The 9,605-nt window shown below is 42.0% G+C and carries 6 protein-coding genes; 5 read left to right on the forward strand and 1 reads right to left on the reverse strand.

Annotation, left to right across the window (positions count from 1 at the left end):
* Positions 1 to 519: 519 nt before the first annotated feature.
* On the reverse strand, positions 520 to 1,995 hold the full coding sequence (gatB, locus tag VB740_RS34235; protein ID WP_323204267.1) for an Asp-tRNA(Asn)/Glu-tRNA(Gln) amidotransferase subunit GatB: 1,476 nt from the start codon (positions 1,993 to 1,995) through the stop codon (positions 520 to 522).
* A gap of 564 nt (positions 1,996 to 2,559) precedes the next feature.
* On the opposite strand from gatB, the gene VB740_RS34240 reads away from it, so the two are divergent.
* The 5 genes from VB740_RS34240 (at position 2,560) to metK (ending at position 9,186) form a co-directional block, all read left to right on the forward strand.
* Complete coding sequence (locus VB740_RS34240) at positions 2,560 to 2,910, forward strand: hypothetical protein (protein WP_323204268.1); 351 nt, start codon at positions 2,560 to 2,562, stop codon at positions 2,908 to 2,910.
* Positions 2,911 to 3,488: 578 nt separating this feature from the next.
* Positions 3,489 to 3,713, forward strand: coding sequence for a hypothetical protein (locus VB740_RS34245; RefSeq protein ID WP_323204269.1), 225 nt, complete (start codon positions 3,489 to 3,491; stop codon positions 3,711 to 3,713).
* Between the two features lie 120 nt (positions 3,714 to 3,833).
* Positions 3,834 to 4,475, forward strand: coding sequence for an HMA2 domain-containing protein (locus VB740_RS34250; RefSeq protein ID WP_323204270.1), 642 nt, complete (start codon positions 3,834 to 3,836; stop codon positions 4,473 to 4,475).
* Between the two features lie 287 nt (positions 4,476 to 4,762).
* On the forward strand, positions 4,763 to 7,990 hold the full coding sequence (locus VB740_RS34255; RefSeq protein WP_323204271.1) for an HAD-IC family P-type ATPase: 3,228 nt from the start codon (positions 4,763 to 4,765) through the stop codon (positions 7,988 to 7,990).
* Positions 7,987 to 9,186: a methionine adenosyltransferase gene (gene metK / locus VB740_RS34260; RefSeq protein ID WP_323204272.1), complete on the forward strand. Its 1,200-nt coding sequence runs from the start codon at positions 7,987 to 7,989 to the stop codon at positions 9,184 to 9,186. The genes VB740_RS34255 and metK overlap by 4 nt, the downstream gene beginning before the upstream one ends.
* The last annotated feature ends 419 nt before the right edge of the window (positions 9,187 to 9,605 follow it).

Consider the following 9,605-nt stretch of genomic DNA (forward strand, 5'->3'; position numbering starts at 1 on the left):
GTTTTGAACTTATTCCTCAACCCTCAGTAAATCTGGTTTCTTAGAAGAGGGATAATGTACCAGTTGGCAATTAGCATAATTGTTTTTACCTTTCTTATGACGAAAGACAAAAGCAAAAAAGGAGAGCCACTTGGGTCGCTCTTCTATTCATTACGGTGCATCTTTTTCTGACACCATATCATTTATGTATTTTGTAAGGGTTAATACCTATTTATTAAAGTTCTTTATAAAAAGATAATGGAGATTATCCGTAAATACCGCATAAATTACATAAAAAGAGAGCCACTTAGGCAGCTCTCCAGATCATCAGGGTGCATCTACATACCACAGCATAGCATTTTAGGTATGCGGGTTGTCACCAGCTTTGATATGAAGATTTTGTGAAGCATTACCGGGGAAATACTTAGTTGGGGATTGGGAATTGGGGATTGGGCATGGGGCATGGGGCATTAGATTATTCTCCTTGTCCCCCTCATCTTCCCCTGCTTCCCCTGCTTCCCCTGCCCCCCTGCCTCCCTGCTAGGCGTTCAGTTTCTTTTCCACCAATTCGTTAGTCAGCTTAGGATCGGCACGTTTGCCTGTCTTTTTCAGAACTTGTCCAACAAAGAAGCCTTTAAGATTGGTGTTACCGTTGCGATACTTTTCTAGTTCTTTGGGATTGGCGGCTATGACTTCATCAACGATGGGTTCTAATACAGTAGGATCGGTGATTAACTCTTGACCAGCAAAGGCTTTTTCAGGAGAAATACCAGTGAGCAAATCTGGCAACTTTTCTTTAGCTTGAGCATTGCTAATTTTGCCTGTTTCAATACGAGTGATGATATCAGCTAGATTGGTGGGAGTTAGGCCGATTTCAGTAATACTGAGTTTTTGCTTATTGAGGTAGGCGGCGATATCTTGAGTAATCCAGTTTGCAGCAGCTTTGGGATTTGCTCCAGATGCGATCGCAGTTTCAAAATATTCCGCTATTGAACGATCTTCTGTCAACACCCGCGTATCATAAGCCGAAAGCCCCAACTCACTTTCATAATGATGGCGTTTGTGGGCTGGTAATTCTGGTAGTTCGCTGCGCCATTGCTCTAATTCTGCATCTGTCACCTCAATTGGTGCTAGATCTGGTTCGGGGAAGTAGCGGTAATCGCTAGAGCCTTCCTTCACCCGCATACTACTTGTGCGTTGAGCGCCTTCTTCCCACAGCCGAGTTTCTTGGATGATGCGATCGCCTGCTTCGATGGCGGCGATTTGACGCTCAATTTCGTAGTCAATCGCCCGTTGAATGGCGCTGAACGAGTTCATGTTCTTAATTTCTACCTTGGTGCCAAATTCTTCTCGTCCCACAGGACGCACAGAGATGTTGACATCGCAACGCAGAGATCCTTCTTGCATATTACCGTCACTCACGCCGAGATACCGCACAATCCGGCGCAGCTCTTCGGCATATTCAGCAGCTTCTAGTCCAGAACGCAAATCGGGTTCCGAGACAATTTCCACTAATGGTACACCTGCGCGATTGTAGTCTACCAGAGAATAGGAAGAACCGGAAAGGCGATCGCTACCTGCGTGTACCAATTTTCCAGCATCTTCCTCCATGTGCAGACGCGTAATACCAATGCGTTTGCGAGTGGGGTTTCCCTCAGAATCTACCAACTCAATTTCTAACCAACCATGTTCTGCGATCGGTAGATCGTATTGAGAAATTTGGTAATTTTTGGGTAAGTCAGGATAAAAATACTGTTTCCGGTCAAACTTGCTATATCTAGCGATTTGACAATTCAGTGCCAACCCTGTCTTGACGGCGTATTCTAATACTTTTTCATTGAGTACAGGTAAGACTCCAGGTAAACCCATACAAACCGGGTCAATGTTAGTATTGGGGTCAGCACCGAATGCCGTAGAGCTATTAGAGAAAATTTTGGTGTTGGTACTCAGCTGACAATGGGTTTCTAGACCAATAATCGCTTCATACTCAGTTTTTACAGTCGTAGCAGTCGTCATAATATCACTATTTCGGCATAATCCTTCTTAGGGTACTATTGTAGCGGCGTATTGAGTTGCCCTGAAGACGGTTATTTGGGTGAGTAATGCTTACCCTCATGAGCTTGAAGAAAATCTTGTTTATTGGTTCTGGGGGTACTGGTAAATCTACCTTAGCCCGCAAACTGGGAAAAATCTGAGGGGTAGAAGTCATTCACTTGGATGCTTGTTACGGGAATCCTAGCTCGGTTGAGCACTCCAAAATATGAGCTTCTGCTAGCATTTATTGCAAAATTTCAAATACTTATAACAACTCCGAAAATCCTGACAGAAGTTAATAGCCTCGCAAATCGACTTGGTGAACCTGAAAGTTTCTTAATTAATCACTGAAGCTCTTTAATAATAAATCAAAATTAAAAAAGATTAGCACTCAAGGCTTGTTAGTGCTAATTCATGACTTAGATTTAATGCCTATGATATAGACAAAAACTATACTTTCTCTAGATGCTTTAGCTACTTGTTATACATTATGCTAGAAAAAAACTAAAGCTTTACTGTAAGTAATTTAAAACTGGGAGTGCTAGCATGAAATACACTTTTGATATTGTAGGAGTATCTCCACTTTTACAGTTTTTTAATCACCAACAGCAAAATGGGCAAAAACCACCCCAGCACGGCGTGGAATACTTAGGAATGCATACATGTACACTAGATACATTTCTAGAATCGGTAGAATCAGTTCCAGCAAAGTGGGATTGGAATCTGGATCAAGTGGTAGATACCGTGATTCAGTTCTGGTTGAACAACTCAGACAGTATTCGTTATTGGAAAGTCCGTTTGAGCGATGCTGGTAGGGATAATTTACTAGTCACAAGATTGGCGGATATCACCGCCTTACAAGCTGAATTTGAATCTCTACTAGATAAGGAGTGGTGAAGAGATAGGTAAAATTGAAAAAGAATTCAAGGGCGGAGCAACTCTTGCTCTGCCTTCAGTCATAATCAATACTTTTTTTTGTTACTCTCCTTTTCAAGTGATTTGAGAGCTTTGATATATAAATTTTTACTCTATTTCCCTAAATTTATATTATTTATATTAACACAAATATAACAATACTGTAGACATCCTAACTAGTTATAAAAATCATTAAAGATATTTGAAATCAAAAAAAATACTATGTGTTTTATCCCTAAAGGTATAGTAAAAATCTTCAGAGAAATTTATTTTTGAGTTGATTCATTGAAGGATTCATTCATGACGAAAATTCAAATTAATAAATTGTAAAGTGTGATGAGGTGATGATCTATCCTCAGAAGGAGCGTAAACAAGAGTGGTTAAGGTAAGGTTAAATACTGTATATTGAACAACATTGAACATAGAGTGAAACACATTGTTGAGTGGAGATATCTGTTATGACATCTCAAATTGTTGAGTTTGTTGAAAATGCTGGTGCTCCTGGTGTAATCGCAGAGCATAGTGACAGAAGGTATTCATTGCTGAAGTAGGGCAAAAAAATGGCAGAAAAAGATGAGTTCTTGCACCCGCGTAGTCGCTATTATGGCGATTCTAAGCCAGAAAATGTAGTATTTAACGCCAGCTTCCGGGAATTTGCGATTAAGGTTGATTACATCTGCTGTCTAGAAACCGGAGGTAAGATCGGTACTCTAGAGGCATATGAACAAATTAAAACACTTTGGCAACAATTCGGATTATCCCAAGGTGACAACGAGCAACCGTAGGTAACAGCTCTTGGTCTACCCAAAGGTGATTCACTTCCTTAAAAAATTCCAACCGCACATCTTCAGCATTTAGCTGAAGATTAGCTTCATTTTTTTATATTGAGGCCGAAATATGAGATTATGACTGCGAAAAAACTGACTAATTATGAAAAAACTGTTGTCAATGATCCGCATCAACAACAAAGTAAAAAAGCAACTAAGAGCGTAGCTAGTAAAACAACGCCGCCCCAATACATATCTTATAGTGTTGCCCATGCGATTGCGGGACGGATTCGTTTTCGTATTCCTCTGCTAGCCAAAGATTCTGAGTATGCCGATAAACTCCAGCGATTGATAGAATCAGACCCTAAGACTACAAATGTACGGATTAACTCTTCAGCCGCATCTATTGTGATCCATTACCAACTAGGGGTAGTTTCAGATCAGCAAATGCGATCACATCTAGTCAATCTGATTCAAAGTGCCCCAAATGTAGCAATGCCCGCCCCAGTTACAGCAAAATCAGTTGCCAGAGCCATCTTTGATGCTCTGATCAACCTGATTGACGGTACACGTAACATCAACAAAGCGCGTACAGCTATTAAGCATCGACAGGTGAGAACAAACAGTTGGGAACGGGTATTAAGCAGCGCGAAAACCTTAATCAAGGGTCTAAAATCTGCCATCTTGTTCATCTTGCCCAACAAGCAGTGGCGATCGCAAAGCAGTTCTAAGGACGTGGGCCTAGAGCGATTGGCACTGCGAGAAGCAGGAGCTGTATAGCCTGTAGTGACTATCTGTGGAAAACTCGGTTTATCAAGAAATGTTGATGCAAGTAAGCAGTTTTTGTTTAACAAATTATTCTTAAAAGAAGGAATTGGCTTTTTGGATCAACAATATTGGATCGCTCTTGTGGCAAATGTGAGGAGAAAGGGAAAAGAGAGCAGGAAGAACCTGTAGCTCTGGAACCTGACCCTTCCCTCAAATTCTCAAGCATCTGAGTATGAGATGCATTTGACCTGAGTCGAAACATAACTACTCTCGTTGCAAAGTTCAGCATATTTGGACAAATGAACAATGATTTTTCCAAGTCCCGCCCCAGTAGGAATCCTATTGTTCGGGCAATACATACTGCTGTCAAAGGAAGAGCTAGATATAAGGTTGATAGGCTCCATCATTCGCAGTCACTCAAACAGTACATTGAGTTAAAACTTAACAATGAAGCAGGTATTAAGGATGTCTTTGCTAATCCATTAACAGGCAATGTACTGGTATTTTTTTTACCAGACTTTAGCCCAAAAGCGATCGCACTGCTGATCAAAAAAATTGTCTTAGATTTCCAGGGAAAAGTTACAGAATCTTTAGCTCAGACATCTGTTAACGGTCGAGTTAAGGATAAAACTCAACATTTATCCTCGCTCTCAAAAACAAAAGACCTGACACACAAAATTAGCAAACTGGCTACATTAGGTCAGGAGCAACAAATTTTACCCTGGCATATCTTAAAAGCAAATACTGCGATCGCTGATTTACACACATCAGTAACATCAGGATTATCTACTAATAGTGCTCAATCAAAGTTGCAGAAATATGGGGCAAATGTCCTACCCGAATCTGAAACTCGCTCTAAGTTGAGTATTTTTGTTGACCAATTTAAATCTTTACCAGTAGGGTTACTGAGTGTAGCTGCTGGTCTGTCAATTGCTACTGGGGGAGTTGCTGATGCTGTAGTAATTATGGGGGTTGTATTCATAAATGCTGTGATTGGCTACGCCACAGAAAACAACTCAGAAAAGATTATTAACTCACTGAAGCATCTGGTCAAACCATCTGCTGTGGTAATTAGAGATGGAATTTCTCAAGAAATCAGCGCCACCGAGATTGTTTTAGGAGATGTTTTAGTACTCAGACCTGGCAGTTATGTGCCAGCGGATGCCAGACTGATTGAAGGCAATCGTTTGACTGTTGATGAGTCTGCATTGACAGGTGAGAGTTTACCTGTTCCCAAAAGTACTGAACCCCTTAGCAAACAGGATATACCCCTTGGCGATCGCGTGAATATGGTCTACATGGGAACCTTAGTCACTGGTGGTCAAGGATTGGCTGTAGTTGTAGCTACAGGCAGATTTACCGAAATGGGTAGAATTCACACTCTGGTTTCTGAGAGCCAAACGCCAGAAACGCCCATGCAAAAACAACTCGACCAAGCGGGTAATCAACTTGTTGTAGTATCGGGGGCTGTGTGTGCGTTAGTCTTCGGTATCGGTTTGTTGCGGGGATATGGCGTGATTCAAATGTTGAAATCATCCATATCTTTAGCTGTGGCTGCGGTTCCAGAAGGGTTGCCAACTATTGCAACTACAACTCTGGCTTTGGGAATCGCCAATATGCGACGGCATAACGTCCTCATCCGTCGCCTGGATGCTGTGGAAACCTTGGGTTCTGTACAGACAATCTGCTTGGATAAAACAGGCACACTCACAGAAAATAAAATGTCTGTGGTTGAGCTATATACAGATACAACATCCATCCAAGTGTCAGCTGACGGCAAATTTATTGCCCAATCACAAGATATTAACCCCTACAACAGTGATCATCTCTTAAAGCTGATTCATGTCTCAGTACTGTGCAATGAGAGTGAAGTCCACAAAAATTCAAATGGCGAGTATGTAGTCAAAGGCTCTGCCACAGAGAATGCTTTGATTTATCTGGCAATCAGTGCTGGGGTAGATGTCATCCAACTCAAAGAAAATTATTTTTGTTGCCGAACTAACCACCGTTCAGAACATCAAAATTTCATGAGTACGGTGCATACCATGAAACACGAGGATACCCCATCCTCGAATTCAGCAGATGCCGTTCCACAAACTTTACCTTTGATTCCTGTCACAACTGAAATTGGCTCCTTACAACCATTAACAGCACAGAAAAAACGTCGGGGTCGTCCGTCGTCATCGCGTCGTACTGAAAAGTTACTTGTGGCAATTAAGGGTAGTCCTTCAGAAGTGCTGGAAATGTCTACTCAGCAGATTAAGAATGGTGAGTTAGTACCGCTAACAGAAGCAGACAGATTTGCCATCGAAAACGAAAACGAAGTCATGGCTGGCAAAGGACTGCGGATACTAGGGGCAGCTTATACCCACATCGATGAAGCACAAACAAATGGTAACGTTCAGCATAATGTGATTTGGTTAGGTCTGATTGGCATGGCAGACCCAATTAGAAATGGTGTGAAAGATTTGATGGGTGTTTTCCATCAGGCGGGGATTAATACAGTCATGATCACTGGAGATCAAAGCCCCACAGCTTATGCGATTGGTAAAGAGTTGAATTTGAGCCGAGGTGAGCAACTAGAAATCCTCGATTCAACTGACCTCAACAACCTTGATCCAGAGTTGATGAAAGGACTGTGCGATCGCGTTAATGTTTTTGCTAGAGTTAGTCCTGCCAATAAGTTACAAATCGTCCAAGCCCTCCAAAGTGCAGGTAAAGTTGTTTCCATGACTGGAGATGGCATCAATGATGCACCTGCTTTGAAGGTAGCTGATGTTGGCATCGCAATGGGACATACAGGCACAGATGCAGCACGGGAAGTTGCAGATATTGTCTTAGAAAATGACAATTTGGAAACCATGATTATTGCTGTCAGTCATGGAAGAACAATTTATAACAACATCAGAAAATCTGTGCATTTCCTGCTGTCCACGAACATAAGCGAAATCATGGTGATGCTAGTAGCGACAGCTGCGGGTATTGGTGAGCCTTTAACTGCCATGCAACTGTTGTGGCTGAATCTGGTAACAGATATCTTCCCTGGATTAGCTTTGGCATTGGAACCACCAGAACCAGATGTACTGAGTCAACCACCCCGCAATCCTGAAGAACGAATTATTAAAACATCGGATTTTCAGAGAATCATTTTTGAATCAGCCACAATTTCTGTTAGTTCCTTAACAGCCTATGGCTACGCAATCAGCCGCTATGGCATTGGCGCACAAGCCAGCACCCTCGGTTTTATGAGTCTAACAATGGCGCAACTACTACATACTCTAAGTTGTCGTTCGCCACAGCACAGTATTTTTAGCTCGGAAAAACTACCAGCCAACCGCTACTTAACTGTGGCGCTCTTAACTTCCTTTGGTCTGCAAATAATAGCAGCAGCAGTACCAGGACTCAGGCAATTGCTGAACCTGACGCCTATTAATCTTCTCGATGGTGCTGTGATTGGTACTAGCGCCTTAGTGCCATTTGTAGTTAACGAAGGTACAAAGCAAATAGGGCCGGGGAGAAATCTATGAAAAAAGATTTTTTGTTTACATCGGAATCTGTCACCGAAGGACATCCCGATAAACTTTGCGATCAAATTAGCGATGCAATTGTCGATCAATTTCTCCGGCGAGATCCATTTGCCAGAGTCATTACCGAATGTGCGGTATCGACTGCGATTGTCTTCATTTCTGCTAGATTTGATTCCGATGCGATCGTGGATTTTACAAAAATTGCCAGACAGGTAATTAAGCAAGTTGGTTATGACCAGCCTGACTTTAATGCCAAAACCTGTAGCATCATGACTAGCTTGAAGGAATTGCCGCGTATTGACAATCGCTGTTGGGATGAAAAAAAACTCTCGGAAGAAGAGATAGAAAACATTTCGGTGAAAGACCAGGTGACGGTATTCGGTTTTGCTTGCAATCAAACTAAAGCTTTGATGCCGCTTCCCATTTGGCTGGCACACCAATTAGCCAGAAGACTGACTACTGTTAGGGAGGAGAAAATTTTGCCGTACCTTGCTCCTGATGGTAAAACTCAGGTAGCAATTGAATACAAAGACAGCAAACCGCATCGAATTTATAGTATTACGATGATTGCCAGTCAGAGTAAGCAATTGGGACCAAATGGAGCTAATCTCAAGCGCCTTCAAGAAGATTTGCGAGAAAGTGTCATTGATGTTGTGTTTGCAGATGAAGATCTCAAACCCGATGCTAACACCAGAATATTTATTGACTCTGACGATCCCTTTGCGATTGGTGGCCCTTCTGTTCATTCTGGTTTAACAGGTAGAAAAAATGCAATAGATACTTACGGCGAATATTCTCGGCATAGTGGTGCAGCGCTAAGTGGCAAAGACCCCACACGTATAGATAGAATAGGAGCTTATGCTGCTCGTTATGCTGCGAAGAATATAGTTGCGGCAGGTTTAGCTGAGGAATGTGAAGTACAACTCACCTATTCTGTAGGACTTTCTCGACCTGTAAGCATTCAGGTAGAAACCTTTAGCACAGGTAAGATTTCTGATGAAGAAATTGCCGTAATTCTCGAAAAGAATTTTGATTTTCGCCTAGCAGGAATTATTCGGGAGTTTAATCTCAGATACTTGCCTGCGATCGTCAAAGGCGGATTTTATAAAAAGCTTGCCGCCTACGGTCATGTGGGTAGGTTAGATATTGGCGTATTGCCTTGGGAGGAAACAGATAAAGCGCTAGTTTTGCACTAATATCTAAGTTGAGAAAGCAATTTATTCAGATGGCGATCGCTGCTGGTCATTTGACTGCGGCGATTATTTCGTATTGTTATCTAAAGTAGATTCTTACAACTTGAATTTATCTATATTTTTTACCTATAAAACTCATATTTCATTGCGTGAAAAAGTTCAGTGTACCTCAAAGAGGCTTCTTGCCTATTGCCTATTGCCTATTGCCTATTGCCTTGAGAAATCCGGAATAACTATTCTGGACTCTGAATTTTGGTGAGCCAGTCATTTCAACTTTGGAAAAGCAACGTACTGGCTCGAATGGCACTAAGTTAAGATACAGCCCTTGCCCCAACTGGTTCCCAGCCTGGAGGCTGGGAACCCATTTTCGGAGGCTCCGCCTCCATAGCTTGACAAGAGGCAGAGCCTCTCGGAACTCGTTC

This window comes from Nostoc sp. UHCC 0251, from assembly GCF_034932245.1.
Classification (GTDB): domain Bacteria; phylum Cyanobacteriota; class Cyanobacteriia; order Cyanobacteriales; family Nostocaceae; genus Nostoc.